The sequence below is a fragment of the Mycobacterium sp. MMS18-G62 genome (assembly GCF_053877835.1).
This window is the reverse complement of record NZ_CM132662.1, coordinates 305,884-321,261: the sequence shown is the minus strand read 5'-3', so window position 1 is coordinate 321,261 and position 15,378 is coordinate 305,884. Positions and strand designations below refer to the sequence as shown.

The 15,378-nt window shown below is 65.6% G+C and carries 15 protein-coding genes; 8 read left to right on the top strand and 7 right to left on the bottom strand.

Annotated elements, in window-relative coordinates; translation table 11 throughout:
* Positions 1 to 22: 22 nt before the first annotated feature.
* Positions 23 to 1,801, top strand: coding sequence for a penicillin-binding transpeptidase domain-containing protein (locus ACWW36_RS01570; RefSeq protein WP_456139862.1), 1,779 nt, complete (start codon positions 23 to 25; stop codon positions 1,799 to 1,801).
* On the opposite strand, the gene ACWW36_RS01565 is transcribed toward ACWW36_RS01570, so the two are convergent.
* Entirely contained in the window at positions 1,798 to 2,841 is a 1,044-nt protein-coding gene (locus ACWW36_RS01565; RefSeq protein ID WP_456139861.1) for a DUF6542 domain-containing protein, read from the bottom strand. The two genes, ACWW36_RS01570 and ACWW36_RS01565, sit on opposite strands and share 4 nt — an antisense overlap.
* Before the next feature lie 84 nt (positions 2,842 to 2,925).
* On the opposite strand from ACWW36_RS01565, the gene ychF reads away from it, so the two are divergent.
* The 4 genes from ychF (at position 2,926) to ACWW36_RS01545 (ending at position 7,255) form a co-directional block, all read left to right on the top strand.
* Positions 2,926 to 3,999, top strand: coding sequence for a redox-regulated ATPase YchF (ychF, locus tag ACWW36_RS01560; protein ID WP_456139860.1), 1,074 nt, complete (start codon positions 2,926 to 2,928; stop codon positions 3,997 to 3,999).
* A gap of 111 nt (positions 4,000 to 4,110) precedes the next feature.
* Complete coding sequence (locus tag ACWW36_RS01555; RefSeq protein WP_456139859.1) at positions 4,111 to 4,857, top strand: class I SAM-dependent methyltransferase; 747 nt, start codon at positions 4,111 to 4,113, stop codon at positions 4,855 to 4,857.
* Between the two features lie 49 nt (positions 4,858 to 4,906).
* Positions 4,907 to 6,187: a serine hydrolase domain-containing protein gene (locus ACWW36_RS01550; RefSeq protein WP_456142334.1), complete on the top strand. Its 1,281-nt coding sequence runs from the start codon at positions 4,907 to 4,909 to the stop codon at positions 6,185 to 6,187.
* Between the two features lie 69 nt (positions 6,188 to 6,256).
* A complete protein-coding gene (locus tag ACWW36_RS01545; protein ID WP_456139858.1) occupies positions 6,257 to 7,255 on the top strand; it encodes an LmeA family phospholipid-binding protein in 999 nt (332 codons plus the stop codon).
* Positions 7,256 to 7,266: 11 nt separating this feature from the next.
* On the opposite strand, the gene ACWW36_RS01540 is transcribed toward ACWW36_RS01545, so the two are convergent.
* Together ACWW36_RS01540 and ACWW36_RS01535 are read right to left on the bottom strand one after the other, a co-directional pair.
* Positions 7,267 to 7,467 (bottom strand): hypothetical protein, encoded by a 201-nt coding sequence (locus ACWW36_RS01540; RefSeq protein WP_456139857.1) that lies wholly within the window; start codon positions 7,465 to 7,467, stop codon positions 7,267 to 7,269.
* A 148-nt stretch (positions 7,468 to 7,615) separates the two neighbouring features.
* Positions 7,616 to 8,293, bottom strand: coding sequence for a guanylate cyclase (locus ACWW36_RS01535; protein ID WP_456142333.1), 678 nt, complete (start codon positions 8,291 to 8,293; stop codon positions 7,616 to 7,618).
* Between the two features lie 41 nt (positions 8,294 to 8,334).
* Here ACWW36_RS01535 and ACWW36_RS01530 point away from each other — a divergent pair, with 41 nt between their 5' ends.
* On the top strand, positions 8,335 to 8,499 hold the full coding sequence (locus tag ACWW36_RS01530; protein WP_456139856.1) for a hypothetical protein: 165 nt from the start codon (positions 8,335 to 8,337) through the stop codon (positions 8,497 to 8,499).
* Here ACWW36_RS01530 and ACWW36_RS01525 read toward each other — a convergent pair.
* Positions 8,496 to 9,278: an adenylate/guanylate cyclase domain-containing protein gene (locus tag ACWW36_RS01525; RefSeq protein WP_456142332.1), complete on the bottom strand. Its 783-nt coding sequence runs from the start codon at positions 9,276 to 9,278 to the stop codon at positions 8,496 to 8,498. The genes ACWW36_RS01530 and ACWW36_RS01525 overlap by 4 nt on opposite strands.
* Before the next feature lie 31 nt (positions 9,279 to 9,309).
* On the opposite strand from ACWW36_RS01525, the gene ACWW36_RS01520 reads away from it, so the two are divergent.
* Positions 9,310 to 10,263 (top strand): hypothetical protein, encoded by a 954-nt coding sequence (locus tag ACWW36_RS01520; RefSeq protein ID WP_456139855.1) that lies wholly within the window; start codon positions 9,310 to 9,312, stop codon positions 10,261 to 10,263.
* A gap of 5 nt (positions 10,264 to 10,268) precedes the next feature.
* Here the strand turns inward: ACWW36_RS01520 and ACWW36_RS01515 are convergent, their stop codons facing one another.
* The 3 genes from ACWW36_RS01515 to ACWW36_RS01505 form a co-directional block, all read right to left on the bottom strand.
* The gene (locus ACWW36_RS01515; protein ID WP_456139854.1) at positions 10,269 to 10,679 is read right to left on the bottom strand and encodes a hypothetical protein; all 411 of its coding nucleotides are present in this window, start codon (positions 10,677 to 10,679) and stop codon (positions 10,269 to 10,271) included.
* Positions 10,680 to 10,868: 189 nt separating this feature from the next.
* A complete protein-coding gene (locus tag ACWW36_RS01510; RefSeq protein ID WP_456139853.1) occupies positions 10,869 to 13,766 on the bottom strand; it encodes an aminotransferase in 2,898 nt (965 codons plus the stop codon).
* Positions 13,763 to 14,626, bottom strand: coding sequence for an alpha/beta fold hydrolase (locus ACWW36_RS01505; protein WP_456139852.1), 864 nt, complete (start codon positions 14,624 to 14,626; stop codon positions 13,763 to 13,765). The genes ACWW36_RS01510 and ACWW36_RS01505 overlap by 4 nt, the downstream gene beginning before the upstream one ends.
* A gap of 101 nt (positions 14,627 to 14,727) precedes the next feature.
* On the opposite strand from ACWW36_RS01505, the gene ACWW36_RS01500 reads away from it, so the two are divergent.
* Positions 14,728 to 15,324: a TetR/AcrR family transcriptional regulator gene (locus ACWW36_RS01500; protein ID WP_456139851.1), complete on the top strand. Its 597-nt coding sequence runs from the start codon at positions 14,728 to 14,730 to the stop codon at positions 15,322 to 15,324.
* Positions 15,325 to 15,378: the final 54 nt, after the last annotated feature.

Sequence of the window (15,378 nt, the reverse complement as noted above, 5' to 3'; positions counted from 1 at the left end):
TCCTGCGCGAGCAGACGCAAAAGTGCCCAAAATCGGCTCCGGAGAGGCACTTTTACGACTGCTCGCGGTTCTCGTCCTCGTACTCGCCGGCTGCGGTGACGATGTCGCGGACCGGTTGAACGCCACGGTCCATTCGTTCGCTGACGCGCTCACGAAAGGTGACGCCTCCGCCGCGGCGGCCGTGACCACCGATCAAGCCGCGGCATCCGACACGTTGGGCAAGCTGTTCGACAGCCTCGGCAAGAACGCACACGTCGAGGTCGGCAAGGTCGATCGCAAGGACAACGCCGCCACATTCACGTTGAACGCGACCTGGAAGTTCGGGCCAGACGGACGAAATCAGTGGACCTACACCACAACCGGCGCCGCCGACGCCAACGGAGACGACTGGAAGATCCGGTGGAGCCCGACGACCGTCGCGCCCGGCCTGGACGTCGGGCCGTTGTCGTACAGCACGGTTGTGCCGGACCCCGCTGCGCGGGTGCTCGACCGCACGGGCGCGGAGTTGCTTACCCAGCAAGTCGTCACGCTGGTCAACGTGGCGCCCGGCGCAGACGTGAGTGCCGTTGCAGCACTTCTTAATCCGCTCGATTCGAGTATCACGGCGGACTCGATGCAGACGCAGCTCGGCGCCGCCAACGGCCAGCCGGTCACCGCGATCACGCTGCGGGCGGACGACTTGGCGCCGATCGAGGAGCAACTGAAGGCGCTGCCGAACGTGACGCTCGCACCGCAGACGCGGCTGCTGACCGCCGACAAGGCGCTGACGTCGCCCACGCTGTCGGGCCTGACGGACCTGTGGCAGCACGCCACCGACGACGCCACCGGCTGGGCGGTGAGCGCCCAGGGCGCCAACGGTGCCCAGCGCGTCGGCGGCCAGGACCCCAAACCCGTAGCCGATATCGCCAGCACGCTCGACATCGGCATGGTGCTCGCCGCCAAGAACGCGCTGGCCCCGATCGCCACCCCAGCCGCGATGGTCGTGCTCCAGCCCTCGACGGGCAACGTGCTGGCGGTCGCGCAGAACGCCGCCGCCGACGCGCAGGGTCCGATCGCGCTCACCGGCCTGTATCCGCCCGGCTCGACGTTCAAGACGGTGACAGTCTCGGCTGCCCTGCAGGCCGGACAGGTCACCCCCGACAGCGTCGTCGCGTGCCCTGGGACGGAGAACATCGAGGGCCGTCAGATCCCCAACGACGACAACTTCGACCTCGGCCAGGTTCCGCTGCACACCGCGTTCGCCCGGTCCTGCAACACCACGATGGGACGGCTCGCCGTCAACCTGCCGCCCGACGGCCTGACCAAGGCGGCCGCGCAACTCGGTCTCGGGATCGACTACACGGCGCCAGGCATGACCACCGTCACCGGAAAGGTGCCCGCCGCCGACACCGCCGCGTTGCGCGTGGAGGAGGGTATCGGCCAGGGCCAGGTGACCGCGTCACCGTTCGGCATGGCGCTGTTGGCCGCGGCTCTGGCGCACGGCTCGGTGCCTGCCCCGGCGATCGTCAACGGCCAACCGGGCAAGCCGGACCATGCTCCCGACGCGCTTCCGTCGGCCGTCGCCGATCAGGTGAAATCGATGATGCGCGAGACGGTTACGGGCGGCACCGCGACGCAGCTGCAGGATATCCCCGGCATGCTGGGCAAGACCGGTACCGCCGAATACATCGACGACCAACACGCGCACGGCTGGTTCGTGGGCATCGACGGCGATCTGGCGCTGTCCGTATTCATCAGTGACGCAGGCAGTTCCGCGCCTGCTGTGGATGCGGCCGGCCGGTTTCTGCGCGGGCGCAGTTAGACGTCGTATTCCCAGCTGTCGGCTTGCCAATTGCGAGACGACCGAGACCGAGTTCGGTAGTCGGCGCGGTTGTCGCTGTCGTCGGCGCCGCGATACCGCACACGTGACACCGGGTGATGCGTCCCGTTCCCGTTGGTGCCGTGCGGCTCCAACGGTTCGTAGTCGTCGAGACGGCGGCGACGTTCGGGTCGCTCGTAGGACGCGCGCCGGTCGGCAGGAGGGACGGACTTGCGTGGCTCGCGCGTCGACGACGTGCGGCTCCGTCGCCGAGGTTCTACAGGCGGCTGATCGGTCTTGCGGGGCGCACGGGCGCGGCGCGGGCGCTCGGCGACGGGTTCGATGATCTCGGTTTCCGGCGGGCGGGCGTGGCGCGACCGGGACGGCGTCGCGCGTTTCGTGGTCCGGCCGCTGCGGGTCGAACCTGTCGTAGACCGCGCAGCTCGGCTGGGACGGTCGATGGTGTGCTTGCGGCGCGGCGATTCGGTGTCCTCGGCGTCGTCCTCGTCGGGCTCGGCGGTGAACAGCGACGACACCTTGGCGGTGAGGGTCGACGCGCGGCTGGTGCTGGCGGGCTCCTTCTCCGCGGATAGCCCAGCGGTGCGGCGTGAAGACATGCCGTAGTACCAGCGGCCCATGCCGATCAGCAGCACCGCCGCGGCGGTGAAGAACATCAGCGGAAACCGCTCGATCAGCGGATAGCCAAAGTTGATCAGCGTGTCCTTGATGCCGCTGAAGTTCGCGCCGTGAAAAAGGAAATAGGCCGTCGGCACGCTGACGAAGAGGATGAGCGGCGGCTGGATGACGGCGGTGAAGATTCCCGATTGGCGCACGGCGAGAACGGCGAAGATGCACCCCACCAGGTACGAGCCGGCGAAGACCATGCCCAGCTCTTTATTGCCTGTGCCTGCGTCGTAGGCGAAGCCCACGGCGGTCAACGTGACCGCCGCGAGCACCGCACCCCACCACGGAAGACCCGGGATATTGGGATGCGCAGAGCGATGGTCGGCCGCCACCGCCGACCTTGCGCGCTGTCCGGACACACGTAGACCGTACCGGCTATCCGTAAAAGTCGTCGCCAGCGCGCTTCTGGCGTGCCGATCACAGTCTCCTAGACTCTGGACCCTGTGGGCCTGAACCTGGGAATCGTCGGACTGCCGAATGTTGGCAAGTCAACGCTGTTCAACGCGCTGACGCGCAATAACGTGCTGGCGGCCAACTATCCGTTCGCGACGATCGAGCCGAACGAGGGTGTCGTGCCGCTGCCCGACCCGCGGTTGGCTGAACTGGCCAAAATGTTTGCCTCGGACAAAATCGTGCCGGCGACGGTGACGTTCGTCGATATTGCCGGCATCGTCAAAGGCGCATCCGAGGGCGCAGGTCTGGGGAACAAGTTCCTGGCCAACATCCGCGAAAGCGATGCCATCTGTCAGGTCGTGCGGGTGTTCACCGACGACGATGTCGCACATGTCGATGGCCGCATCGATCCCAAGTCGGACATCGAGGTGATCGAGACCGAGCTGATCCTGGCCGATCTGCAGACGCTTGAGCGTGCGCTGCCGCGGATGGAGAAGGAAGCGCGGACGCACAAGGACCGCAGGCCGGCGTATGAGGCGGCGGTGGCGGCGCAGGAGATCCTCAACGGTGACAAGACGCTCTTCGCGGCGGGTATCGATGCGTCGCTGGTGCGGGAGCTGAACCTGCTGACGACAAAGCCGTTCCTGTACGTGTTCAACGCCGATGAGGCGGTGCTGACCGACGACGCACGCGTGGCTGCCTTGCGTGAGCTGGTCGCGCCCGCGGACGCGGTTTTCCTCGACGCGAAGATCGAAGCGGAGCTCCAGGAGCTGGACGACGAGTCGGCCGCTGAGCTGCTGGAATCGATCGGCCAGACCGAGCGTGGACTGGATGCGTTGGCGCGTGCGGGTTTTCACACGCTGAAGCTGCAGACGTTCCTGACGGCGGGCCCAAAAGAGTCGCGCGCGTGGACGATTCACCAAGGCGATACCGCGCCGAAGGCCGCCGGTGTCATCCACACCGACTTCGAGAAGGGCTTCATCAAGGCTGAGATCGTGTCGTATGACGACCTGATGGAAGCCGGTTCGATGGCGGCCGCCAAGGCCGCGGGCAGGGTTCGCATGGAGGGCAAGGACTACGTGATGGCCGACGGGGACGTGGTCGAGTTCAGATTTAATGTCTGACGCTCGTTGACTCTGCGGCTATGGCGAGGTGCTCTCGTACTTTCACGCCCTACGCGCAGAGTCAACGGCCGAACTGGCCTGGCGGCGTATCCGGCGACGTAGCATTCCCTGGTGAGTTTCGTCGTCTCGCCGGAGGCGTATGCACGGTACATGGGCCGGTATGCCGAGCCTCTTGCGGAGGTTTTCGTGGCATTTGCCGGGGTCGGCGCTGGCGATGAGGTGCTCGACGTGGGCTGTGGACCGGGCGCGCTTACGGCGCAGTTGCTGTCCGTCGGAGCCGAGGTCACGGCGATTGATCCTTCTCCGCCGTTCATCGACGCGATCAGTGCTCGCTTCCCAGGCGTTGACGCGCGTCGGGGTGCAGCGGAGGAATTGCCTTACGACACTGCAGTTTTCGATGCCGCGCTTGCGCAATTGGTGGTGCACTTCATGACGGACCCAGTCGCCGGCATCAGACAGATGGCGCGCGTGACGCGACGCGGCGGTGTCGTCGCAGCATGCGTCTGGGACGGGCCGACCGGCGCACTGGCGCCGTTTTGGGATGCGGTGCACATGATCGACCCCGAGGCCCAGGATGAAGCGCTACTGTCCGGGGCGCACATGGGGCACCTGACGGAGCTATTCGAAGCGGCCGGCCTGAACGACGTGGAAGAAGATTCCATAGCGGTCGACGTTGTACATCCGACCTTCGAGGAGTGGTGGGAGCCTTACACATACGGTGTCGGCCCGGCCGGTGACTACGTCCAGCGACTCGACGCCGATGGCCGCGCGCGTCTCGCATCGGTGGCTCGCCAACGTCTCGGCGATGGGCCGTTCACCGTCACCGCCGCCGCGTGGGCCGCTCGCGGGACGGTGTGAGTCCGTCGTGGTCGAGTCCGCGACGTTGATCGTTTCCCGGGCCCAACGCATGTGCATCGCTGGGCTCGCGGCGTGCGTCGCGCTATCGCTCTCCAGCTGTTCGTCGAACGAGCCGACGACCGCACTTTCCTCTGCCACGACGACTGCGACCAGCGCGGTACCACAGGTGTCCGCGCTGAAGCGCATAGATCCGAAGGCATTTCAGGCCGTCGTCGACACTGCCGCGAAGAAGCTCATGGTCCCCGGGGCGATGGTGCTACTACACATGCCTCAAGGCGACTTCACCTTTGCGTTCGGCACGACCGAACTCGGCGCCCAGACGCCGCCGGCGACGAACACCCATTTCCGGATCGCGTCGAACACCAAGACCATGACGGCGGCGCTGATCGTCCTGCTCGCCCAGGACGGCAAGCTGAAGTTCAGCGACCCCGTGTCGGCGTACATCCCGAATGTACCCAACGGCGAAAACATCACGGTCGCACAGCTTTTGAAGATGCGCAGCGGCTTGTACGGCTACACGGCCGACCCCGAGCTTTCCGCAGCGATGGATGCCGACCCGGGAAAGGCCTGGACGCCGCAGGAGGTACTGGCTATCGCGTTCCGCCATCCGCCGCAGTTCGCGCCTGACGCCTCCTACGACTACAGCAACACGAACTATGCGCTTCTGGGTCTAATCGCAGAGAAGGTCGGAGGGCGCTCGTTGGCACAGCAGTTCGCCGACCGCCTGTTCGGCCCCGTCGGCCTTTCGCAGACGTCGCTGCCCGCCGCCGCAGACACATCGATGCCGGCTCCTTACTCGCACGGCTATATGTACGGTGGCAGCTTCTACGCCCTCGCCGACATCCCGTACCCCGCCGATATGCAGGCCGCCGCCAAGGCCGGAACCTTGCAACCGGTCGACTACACCCACCAGAACCCTTCGTACGCCACCGCCGCCGGCGGAGCGATCTCTACGGCCGACGACCTGGCCACATGGATGAAAGCGCTCGTCTCGGGCAAGCTCTTCAACGCCGAATACCACCACCAGTGGTTGACGAGCCTGCAGGCCGAGGATCCTGACGCGCCCAATGGACAGAAGTACGGGTATGGCATCTCGTATCAGCGATTCGGCCCGAACGCGGCAATGTACTACCACGGCGGCGAACTTCCTGGCTTCAACTCGTTCATGGGCTACGACCCGGATAACGATGTGGCACTGGTCATTTGGACGAATCTGACGCTGTCGCCGGATGGCAAGACGACGGCGCAGGCCATGTTGCCGACGCTTCTCGACGAGATCTACGCCGGGTTGTCGCTGGCGCCTCCGCCGGCTCCGACGACCACGAGGTAACTGCTTCGGAGGATCCGTCTGCGGTGTCGATGCTCGACGTGTCCGTCCGATACAGGCAGAATCGCGCAGATGACACAGCCGCCGCAGCGCCCCGGGCAGCCTGAATGGCGAGGTAGGGGAGTGCCGCCGCCGGATCAGGCGACGCGACGGCTTCCGCGTCCCGGACGACCGGAGCCGCCGACCGAACAGATCCGCGGCCGATACCGGCCCGGCGATCCAGGGCCGACCGAGAAGTTCCGGAAGCCGCCGTCACCTGCCGATTCCGCGCCGACAGAACAGATCCGTCGGCCGCCGCCACCACCGTCGCCGTCACCGCCACAGTCACCCGCCAAGAAGCAGCGGGGCTCGAGCTTACGAACGCCGCAGTCGATCATCCTGATTGCGGTCATCATCGTGGCGCTGCTGGCCGGTGGTCTTGCCGGCGCGGAACTCTATGCCCGGCACCGTGCAGACAGCATCCTCGTGGCTGTTGCCGAGTGCGTCGTCAAGGACGGCGCCACGATCTCGTTCGGGGTGAACCCGCCCTTCCTGTGGCAGCACATCACCGGCCACTACACGAACATCTCGGTCGCCACTGCTGGAAACCAAGTCCAGGAAGCCAAGGGAATGACGGCCGACGTGACGCTCGGGGACGTGCGGCTGCAGGACACCGCGAATTCCAAGGGCACCATCGGATCGCTGAACGCGACGCTCACCTGGAAATCCGAGGGCATCAAGGACACGGTGGTCGCCAACCTCCCGGTGGTGGGAAGTTTGGTCACCGGTGTGAGCACGGACGCCGCCGCGGGCACCATCGTTCTGGAAGCCGGGAGCAACAGCGTCACGGCCAAGCCCGTCGTCACCGACGGTGACCTGAACCTGGAGGTTGTCGACGTCAACGGCCCGCTGCCGAAGGACGGTGTGCAGTCAGCGCTGAACGACCTCACCAAGAAGCTCAACGACAACTATCCACTCGGTATCCATGCCGACAGTGTCCAAGTGACCGGGACGGGCGTCGTCGGCAAGTTCTCCAGCCAGAACGCGTCGATTCCCAAGGAGGACGCGAACCCCTGTTTCGCGCGACTCTGAGAGCCGGTGCATCAAAAGGCGGTGTCCACGAAGCCGTTCGTCGTGTTCGCTTCGTCGTGGTTGGACACGTGGTAGCCCAGCGCGGGGACGTGTGGATCGGTGCCATACGGGACGAGCGGATCGGTGTCGGCGCTGGCGATTGGCGCGAAAAGCAGGGCACCACCAATCGTGGCGGCGGCTAACGGGCCTGCGAGGTACTTGATTGCCTTCATGGTGATCTCCTGTTTGCCGGTGGTCCTGTTCGGACACCTCAAGCCTCTCGCTCCGGCAAACCGATGTCGCCACTGCTGACGTCCATATCGATCTTCCAGCTAGCTGGAATTGGGCGCCGCGGGCACGGCCGTCACTCAGAGTGTGCGGCTATGGCACGACGGCGATTTCATCGCTCAGCCGGTAGCCCGGCGCCAGCGGCAAATGGTCTCCGCTCCAGAACGAGCCGGGATCGAACCAGTTGTAATGCTTTTCGGTCGCCAGCAGCCCCATCTCCTCATAGGTGATGGCGACCGTCTCCGCGCAGTAGGCCGTTTCCAGGCCCACCTTGAGCTTTTCAGCCTTCTTGCGTCGCGCCGACTCCCGAACCTTGCTGTGTACGAACGGGATTCCGCGGGTGAAGTCGCCGGCGACGGGAACCCGGCCACGGAACCATCGGCCCGTCAACCGCGCCGTGCTGGGAAAGGGCGTGCCGTCCATCCGGGCGATGACCTTCAGCATGCGGTCTTCCTGCTCGCGGTTGGCGTACGGCGTGAGCTGGCGTAACCAACACCGCTGTCCGTAGTTGTTGATCCAGCGTTCCACTGCTTGCCGTGCATCGTTGAGCTGCACGCCGCGGTGATTCGTGCCCGTCCACATATCGGTGAGCTTGTCGCCCAGTTCGGCGTGCCAGATCAACGGCGGCAGATCGTCGATCGCGACCGTCATCCCGACGTGGTTGACGGGACTGTTCGTCATCGACTGGATCGCCCGGTCCGGCCCGGAGCGGCCGCGAAACAGCCAGATGTCCCCTGTCCGCGTCTCGTCGAGCGCCCGCTGCAGCGACACCGTGCTTTGATTCACCACCGCAGCTTAGGCAGACTCTCCGCATGCGCGGGATATGGAAGTGGGTCGGGCTGGCCAGTGTCGCCGGTGTCGTTGCGGGCGGGGTGCTGGTCGCTCGCGACCAACGCCGGCGCAACTCCTACTCCGCGGACGACATCCGCGCCCGCCTTCACCAACGCCTCGCCGAGGCCGGCGAAGCCGCAGACTAGGCCGCCACGGCGTACAGGCGGTATGTACCGGAAAACCCCTTGAGCTCGGCGTCGCGGCCCTCGTCGAACTCGATGTCGTCGTGATCGCTCACAGCGTCGCGCACGACCTCACTGACCAGAATCTCACCGCCCTCGGCGTGCCCGGCTACCCGCGCCGCCATCGCGACGTTGCGGCCGAACAAGTCGTCGCCACGCCGTACCGATTTGCCCATGTGGATGCCGATGCGAACCCGAATACCGTTGGGGCGCTTGCGTAGTGCCCCCTGGACATCGAGGCTGCACCGCACTGCTGCCTCCGGGTCGGCGAAGGCGACCATGAAACCGTCGCCCTGGCTTTTCACCACATAACCGCCGTGCTTCTCCACGCGCCGGCGTACCAATTTGTCGTGACTGCCGAGCAGCCTGACCCAGGCTCGATCGCCGATGCGCTCGTTGAGTGCCGTCGACTCCTCGATGTCGGAGAACAGGATCACGACCTTGCCGCTTGTCGTCAGGCGAGCCAGGTCCGGTCGCTCGACCTCCGCCCAGTCCGCAAGGTCCTCGATCGACGAGCGGACCGCGGCGCCGAACCCGTCTTTGCGCAGGATGTTGGCGGTCTGCCACATCGTCTTGACGGCCTCACGACTACCGGTGAGAAGCATGTTCCTGGTGTCGACGCGGCGGCGCAGCTCGTCAAGTTCTCGATGCTGCCGCGTGTAGTACACCCACAGCACGATCAGCCCCACCGCTTCCAGCGCTGCGATGCCTGCCAGTACGTAAGCCGCGATCTGCGCTCCCATCACCGCTCAAGTATTGGATGCTGAAGCCGTGATGTCCGCCAAGGCGCCCTATTACGAGAGTCGCTACATCCGCGCTAACCATCCCGACCTGCCGCAAGCGCTGTGGCTACGCGAGACCTTGCTGCTGCCGACCGCCGGTGATGCGGTCGCCGATGTCTGGGTGATGGTGTTCGACCCCGACGGGGCGGGCAACCGGGCGCTCAAGCAGCCGTACCCGATCGACGCCGCGGCCTACGACTACGACGATTGGACCGCCCGCATAGGGGCGACGACGCTCGACGACCGATCGGCGCAGGGTGTGGTGACCGGTGGAAGCCGCTCGGCGCGGTGGGATCTGCGCATCAGCCCAGGCTCTGCTGACGCGGTGAAACTCCTGACCGAGCGCGGCTACAAGGCGCGCATCCCGACTGCCAAGACGACGGTGCGCCACCCGCTGGCCGAGTTCGACGGTCAGCTCGAACTCGACGACATCCGGCTTGTCGTCGACGGCTGGACCGGCAGCGTGAACCACAACTGGGGGACGCGGCACACGCCGGCCTATGCGTTCGGCCAGGTGTGTGGATTCGACGACGCACCAGAGTCGACCCTGGAGATCGTGACGGCGCGCGCCGCCATCGGGCCCGTCATGCTGCCGACCGCCACGCTTTTCGTCTTCCGGCACGCCGGCCAGGAATTTGCGGTCCGCTCGATCCTCGGCAGCATGCAAACCCACGGTAGGTATCGGCCGTTCTCATGGGCGTTCGGCGGGCGGGTGGGCGAGAAGATGATCGAGGGCGAGATCACCACAGAGCCGGACGACGTCATCGGCTTGACCTACACCGACACCGACGGCGGCTCCAAGTTCTGCTACAACTCCGCCATTGCGACATGTCGAGTTCAAGTGGCAGGTAAAGCCTTTGAACGCACCGAGCTCGTCGCCACTCGTCGTGCGATGTTCGAGATCCTCACCGACGTTCGCCACGACGACGTACCGCTGCGGGCCTGACCTGACTACACGCCCGTCGTCGAGCCGGGCCGCAGGATCATCAACACCGTGACGGCCACCCACAGCAGGTTGAAGATGCCCGTCGTCATGGCCAGCGTGCTGACTGCCTTGCCGTCGAGTGCCGCGCGCTGATCGGGCAGGATGCTCGCGACGAGCACGACGGCCGCAACCGCCGTGAGCGCAATCGACACCAGCACCCACGCTTGGGTGAGCACGCCCATCGACACTGCCGTCGCGATGCCTAGCAGCGGGACCGCCACGCCCACAACGGCGTACGTCTGGCAGATGCGGTACAGCACGGGCGCCGCCGCGGAACCCTCGCGAGCGAGGCGAGGAAACATACTGGCGGCTACTGCAATTGGCCCGACGGCGAGAATCGCGACGATGACATGGGCGCTGAGCAGAATGGCGGACATCGGGCTAGACGATAGGGCGTCGACCAACACGTGCCTAGGTCGATCTCGGCCACGATTGGCTCGGATCTGGCCACATACGTGCGCGCGCCCCCTATCGCCCATTTCGACACCAGGGCTGTCGACGACCAGCTCGGTCAGCAATACACAGCCCTGGTGTAGATCTCGGCGACGGCACCTGAGGGCGGGTGCCTACCAGCCCTCCGTCAAGACACGGTCCAGCGTGTCGACGTAGACGTCGGCCGAGTCGATGTCAATGCACAACGGCGGCTTCGTTTTCAGAATGTTCATGTGGTCGCCGGTCGGCTGGATGATCACCCCGAGCTCGAGCATGCGCTCGCAGATCGCCGACGTCTCCTCCGGCGCGGGCTCCAACGTGTCGAGGTCGCGGATCATCTCGACACCTAGGTAGAGACCTATGCCGTGCACCGTGCCGATGATCGGATGCTTGCCCTGCAGCGCTTGCAATCTCGCCTTCAAATGCGCGCCAACGTGTTTCGCGTTCTGCGGCAGGCCCTCGTCACGCAGCACGTCGAGAACAGTGATCCCGATCGCGCACGACAAGGGACTACCGCCCGTCGACGAGAAGAAGTAGCCCTGCGACCGGAACCCGTCGGCCACCGCGCGGCTCGTGATCACCGCACCCAGCGGATACCCATTGCCCGCTGACTTCGCGATCGACACGATGTCGGGCACCGCATTCTGCTGCTGAAAGCCCCAAAACCATTCGCCGAGACGCCCATAACCGACCTGAACCTCATCCGAGATCGCCAGACCGCCCGCCGCCCGCACCGACGCATACACCTGCTGCAGATATCCATCCGGCAACGCCATGCCACCGGCATTGCCGTATACGCTTTCGCAGATGAACGCCGCGGGCGGATGCCCATCGGCCGTCAGCTCTGAAATCTGCTGCACCGCTTCACCGGCATACCGCGCCGCATCTGTGCCGCGGTATTTGCCACGGAAGCTGTTCGGTGACTCGACGGTATGAACCCAACCCGGCCGCGTGGCAAGCGCATTCGGGTTATCGGCGGTCGACGTCGACACCGCGTCCGTCCCGTACGTCCATCCGTGATACGCCTCGCGCACCGCCACCACGTCGCGCCGGCCGGTGGCCGCCATCGCAAGCCGGATCGCTAGATCGCTTGCCTCAGAACCAGAATTCACCAGGAAAACCGTGTCCAGCGGGTCAGGCAGCGTCGCAGCGAGCCGTTCACTGAATTCGACCACCGCTTCGTAGTTGAACCGCGAATTGGTGTTGAGTTTGCGCAACTGCCGTGCGGCGGCGTCGGCGATCCGCGGATGGGCGTGGCCCAGCACGGTCACGTTGTTGACCATATCGAGATAGGTCCGGCCCGCCGTGGACATCAGGTAATGCCGGCGGCCACGCTCGATCTGCGGCGGCCGCCGATAGTAAAACTCCTGCACCGGCGCGAAACTCGCGTCGCGGCGCGACAACAGATCGCCGGTCTTCGCTGCTTCTACCGCATCAACGCCCAGCAACGGCCGGGGATCACGCGACAGCGCCAGCCATCCCGCCGCCAGCTCCGGCCGCGCGAACAGCGGTGCCACGGGCGCACCGACTGGTCGCACACCGAGCCCCACCCAGCACCCTGCGGGCGCATCGGCCAGCGCTTCGCCCGCACGCACACTCCCCGACGCCATCGCCTGCACCCCGGTCAGCGTCAGCTCGTAGTGCGCTCCCCGGAGCACCGACTCTTCGATCTCGCCGTCCCACGGCGCCACTAGCTTCGTCGTCGACGCCGCCCACAGGCTGATCCCGGTCGCCACGACTTCGGGGCTTTCCTGGCTGAGCTTGCGTGTCCTGCTCAGCCGAGGCTGACCCCAGCGAGTCACCACGAGCCGTGCGCCGTTCTGCACTGCCGCCCTTGCCAGTTCGCCCTCGACATCCGCTTTGAGGGAGCCGTCCGGCTCGAACGCGAAGTCGTAAACGTCGGATGTAGTTCCCAGGTCGAGCGTCGCCACCGACGATGGATCCACATCGATGACGGACCCGCCAACAGGTTCCGGCTGTGCGGCCAGGCCGAGTTCGGCCCTGATCACCTCCGTCATCACGTCCATCGGAACCGACGTGGCCTGTTCGAACATGCGCCACTCGCCGTCGGACTGCTCGGTGATGTACGGATTGTCGGGATCCAACGCTGCCTGCTGCGCGCCGCTGACAATCAGCACCGCGGTGCGCAACACCAGCAGTGGCCACAGCGCATCCATCTCCGCTGTGTTCAGCGGCCGGACGGCGTGAAATGCGCGCACCGCGGGCAGGATCGACGTGGGATCGCTTCCCGGATGTCCAAGCACCGACGAAACCGTGATCGCCAGTTCGGATACGGCCCAACTATCCGACAAGTCACCGAAGTCGATGACTCCGTCCGGATGCCGTGACGCCGAGACCACAACGTTGGCGTCGGTGAGGTCCAGATGGACCGCCTGCCGCGGCAGCTCGTCGGCGAGCGCAGCGATTCTCGCCCACGCGTCACGGGTCACCGCTTCGATCCGCGCCTTCTGTGAAGGATCGTCGATATGCGAAATCAATTCGGCCACAACGTCAGCGCCATAGCGCAAATCCCATTGCAGAACCCGGTCCAGGCCCGGATGGGTAAAGCCCGCAAGCGCCCGGCTCACTCGACCCGCTACGTCGCCCAGCGCGGCAACCGCGGTGGGCGATAGATAGCCGGAATCCAGGAGCGTGCCGCCAGGGAGATAGCGCAGCAGCCGTACGTACGCTGTCCCGTCAACCAATCCGGTTACGGCGGTGCACTTTTGGCCACCTTCGTTCGGCAGAGGTACGGCGATGCGCAACGCCGGCTCAGCGTCGGCGATCCGTTGCGCCGCCAAGTCTTGGGCCTCGATCTCGAGCGCATTGAACGCCGGGTTGGCGATCTTCAGCACCCCGACGATGGCGCCATCGGAGCCGGTGACGACGAAGTTCTTGTCCTGCTGACTGCCAAGCGATGTCGCCAGGGCCTGCAGCCCGTAGTGCGCAGCAAGGATTTCGCGGGCCTGGGCCTCACTGACCTGAGGTGCCGGAAGCTCCCGTGCCTCAAGGAAGTTGAAGCCGACCGTCACCGGCCGACGAACTGCACGACGACTTCGGAGAACGCCTCGTTGTCGTCACCGGCTGCGGTGTGCCCGGCGTCGGACAACTCCACGAACTCGGCGTGCGGCACTTTCTCAAGAAAGTCCCGCACGCCTTCCATGCTGACGACATCGGACAGCTTGCCCCGGATCAGAAGGATCGGGATGGTCAGGTCGATCGCGGCCCGTTCGAGTTTCTCTTCCCGCACAAATGCGTTATCTGCAGGGGCGGTGAGGAACTTGGGGTCCCAGTGCCAGTACCACCGGCCGTCGCGGCGGCGCAGGTTCTTCTTCAGGCCCTCGGGGCTGCGCGGCTTGGTCCGGTGCGGCAGGTAGGCGGCGACCGCGTTGGCGGCCTCTTCCAGCGACTCGAAGCCGTGGACGTGGCTGAACATGAAGTCCCGAATCCGGGCGCTGCCGTCCTTCTCGTACCGCGGCACCACGTCGACGAGGACCAGCTTCGTCACCTTTTCCGGCCCGGCCGCGTCGGCGACGAGGATCCCCGTCATTCCGCCCATGCTGGCCCCGATCAAAATCACCGGCCGCCCGATCTGGTCAAGCACTCGCATGACATCCGCGCACAACGCATCAACGGTGTAGGTCGCGTCCGGTGAGCGGTCGGAATCGCCGTGGCCGCGGCTGTCCAGGGCGACGACGTGAAAACCTTCATCGGCCAGGATCTGGCCGGTGTTCTTCCACGAAAAGCGGTTCTGCCCGCCGCCGTGCAGCATCAAGACCGTCGGTCGCGTCTCCGCCGTTGCGGCTCCACGGTTCCATTCGTCGGCGACGAGCACAAGGCCGTCGACACCGTGAAACTCCACCGTTTGCGGTTCGCTGCGTGTAGTGCTCACGGACGTCCTCTCGGCTGCTCCCGAAGCCTGACGTTACCTAAGAGACAATTTGCGCCGATCTTCGGCCCGGCGGCCCGCCAGCGTCCCTAGAATTTCCGTTCGTGCAGCCCGATATCCCTGATGACGACGACAGAGGATGCATCATCGAGGCTGCTTACACCTGCCTGTCGGAGCCGCACAGCGGTCCGATCCCTGTTGCCGCGATCCTGCAGCGTGCCGGGGTATCGACTCGGGCCTTCTACCGGCACTTCGAATCCAAGGACGAACTGTTCCTGGCGATGCTGCGAGAGGAGAGCGACGCGCTGGCCGGCCGGCTGGATCGAATCGCCCACGAGGCCCCCGGCGGGCCGATTGACCAGCTCAAGGCGTGGATCGCCCAGATGTTCGGTCTGGTGTACGACGCCACGGTGCGCCTGCACCTCACCGTGATCGACTCCGACGAGGTGCGCGCCGCGAAGGGATACCGCGAAACACGCGAGCGTGCCCATGCCGATCGCGAACGCTCACTCGTCGAAATCTTGCGCCGGGGCCGGGACGACGGCTCCTTCCCGCTGGCCGATCCCGAGCGCGACGCGATCGCCATCAGCGCCGTCGTCAGCCGTGAGATGAGTCAGCCGCCGCAGGACGGCGGGGGAATGGAATGCGCTCAGGTTCGCGTGCTGGACTTCGCCCTGCGCGCTCTCGGCGCCTATCGATGAGTTCGGGGTGGCGGGGCGGTCTATCCCGATAGGCCTTCTTGACGAAAGGAAACC

Excerpts from the sequence above, each read along its gene's own strand:
- ACWW36_RS01530 (WP_456139856.1), top strand. The coding sequence starts at position 8,335 with ATGCGCGGGATATGGAAGTGGGTCGGGCTGGCCAGTGTCGCCGGTGTC.
- ACWW36_RS01515 (WP_456139854.1), bottom strand. The coding sequence starts at position 10,679 with ATGTCCGCCATTCTGCTCAGCGCCCATGTCATCGTCGCGATTCTCGCC.
- ACWW36_RS01520 (WP_456139855.1), top strand. The coding sequence starts at position 9,310 with ATGTCCGCCAAGGCGCCCTATTACGAGAGTCGCTACATCCGCGCTAAC.
- ACWW36_RS01550 (WP_456142334.1), top strand. The coding sequence starts at position 4,907 with ATGTGCATCGCTGGGCTCGCGGCGTGCGTCGCGCTATCGCTCTCCAGC.
- ACWW36_RS01545 (WP_456139858.1), top strand. The coding sequence starts at position 6,257 with ATGACACAGCCGCCGCAGCGCCCCGGGCAGCCTGAATGGCGAGGTAGG.
- ACWW36_RS01540 (WP_456139857.1), bottom strand. The coding sequence starts at position 7,467 with ATGAAGGCAATCAAGTACCTCGCAGGCCCGTTAGCCGCCGCCACGATT.
- ACWW36_RS01525 (WP_456142332.1), bottom strand. The coding sequence starts at position 9,278 with ATGGGAGCGCAGATCGCGGCTTACGTACTGGCAGGCATCGCAGCGCTG.